Origin of the sequence: Enterovibrio nigricans DSM 22720 (assembly GCF_900167155.1) — a bacterium.
In the GTDB taxonomy this organism is placed as follows: domain Bacteria; phylum Pseudomonadota; class Gammaproteobacteria; order Enterobacterales; family Vibrionaceae; genus Enterovibrio; species Enterovibrio nigricans.
Genome location: NZ_FUXU01000216.1, coordinates 1 through 1,489, shown reverse-complemented (window position 1 = coordinate 1,489; position 1,489 = coordinate 1). Strand labels below are relative to the sequence as shown.

4 protein-coding genes are annotated in these 1,489 nt (G+C 55.4%); all 4 read right to left on the bottom strand.

Annotated features, from left to right (window positions below; translation table 11 throughout):
- Positions 1-115: 115 nt before the first annotated feature.
- Positions 116-499, bottom strand: coding sequence for a hypothetical protein (locus B5D35_RS23710; protein WP_078754845.1), 384 nt, complete (start codon positions 497-499; stop codon positions 116-118).
- Positions 477-881 (bottom strand): structural protein, encoded by a 405-nt coding sequence (locus tag B5D35_RS23705; RefSeq protein ID WP_244556738.1) that lies wholly within the window; start codon positions 879-881, stop codon positions 477-479. The genes B5D35_RS23710 and B5D35_RS23705 overlap by 23 nt, the downstream gene beginning before the upstream one ends.
- Positions 874-1,266, bottom strand: coding sequence for a hypothetical protein (locus B5D35_RS23700; protein WP_139367873.1), 393 nt, complete (start codon positions 1,264-1,266; stop codon positions 874-876). Before B5D35_RS23700 ends, B5D35_RS23705 begins: the two co-directional genes overlap by 8 nt.
- Positions 1,248-1,489, bottom strand: a 242-nt coding sequence (locus B5D35_RS24675; RefSeq protein WP_212567572.1) for a hypothetical protein, incomplete at its 5' end; no start/stop codon positions are given. The genes B5D35_RS24675 and B5D35_RS23700, both read right to left, overlap by 19 nt.

The window sequence follows — 1,489 nt, the reverse complement described above, 5'->3', positions numbered from 1 at the left end:
TTGGTCATTTCTGCTGTGAACAAATGCCCGTTTCCAGTGGCAACGGCGGCCATTGAGCCAAGAAGGGCCAGCCCTTTGTAGGTCGATGGCTGCTTTAGCAGCGTGTTTACGTATTTCATAGTGTGTCCTTGGTGATGGGTACGCCAAGTAAATGGCGATACCGCGTTTTTAATGCCTGCCCTTTTGCGCCGAACATCGATGTCAGCTCGGGCACATATTGACGTATTCCCCAAAGGGTGCGCTCTGCGTCTGGGGTCAGCGTCCAGTCATCTTGAAAGTAATGGCGTTGCAGCGTGAGCGGGGTGAGTTCGACCGCGCCGCTGCCGTTCACCGTGTGCTTGATGTCCGCCCAGGTATCGGCAAGCGGCTTGGTCGCCGTGTCAGCCAGCGCATTCGCTTTCTCTGCGGCCCTATCCAGCCACTGCGTGATGGCGTACACCACCACGCCGCCCACAATCATGGTGAGCAACGCCTGGTTATCGAGCGAGGGCAATCGCATGGGCTATCACCTCATCGCTGTAGGGTTGCACCCCGTTCTCATGCAGCACAATGGCTTTCACCAGGGCGGGGTAGTCCTCCATCGATAACGGCGTGTGTGGCAAGACACCGAGCTTTTGGGCCACATGCTTCACATACGCATTCGTGTCGTTTTCAACAGGCGGTGCCCAGCGGTGAAGGATGCCTTCTACCGTGTTCACGTTGTATTTGTAGCGGTAGGTTAAAAGCACCTTGTATAAGGCGCGAAGGCCATACTCTGGGCGTGTAAATATCAGGTATCGCCCATCATTGCCGGCGCGTCCAAGCCAGGGCGTGTTGTTATCTTCCAGATTGCCAGGGTTGTGATTGCGAATGCCTCGTGGGGCACGGGTTGGTTTAGTCATGACGTGATCCTTCGCGGTTGTCGGCATCGATGTCTGCGCCATCGCTTGAGGCCGCCTCATGAGCATCAACCCGCCCGCCGTCAGGACGAGCAGAGGCAGCCATATTTTGTGCATCAAACTCCTCCTCGCGTTTGGCCTCAGCCTGTGCCCGTTCAAACTCTTCAATCAGCCAGTGATAGGCATTATCAAAATGTACCTGCGTTAATAGAAGGTTCGGGCGGCTATCCAAATATTCGATATGGCCGATACCTTTATCGGTATCAAAGTGCAATGCCCACTCCCCGCGCTCCATACGAAAGCCGCCAACGGCGCTAACGCCGACACCGTCGATAAGAATGAGTTGGTCTTGCGTGATCGCTGTGATGTTCATAACTTCATGATCCAAATAACGGCAACAGATGACTGCCGTGTGTCAACGATGCTGGAGGTGGCCCCGTGCGCATGAGGCACGCTTGAGCCAGCAGGCTCTGTATTCCTCAAACGAACGTTATGCGTATCTCGGGTGTTCGCGAGGTTCCCCCCGGAATCCCCCCAGTCTTGTGAGTACACGCCATGATTGTGATAGGGCATTTGTGCCCAGCTCAGCGTGTGCGGGTTCACCGTGATAG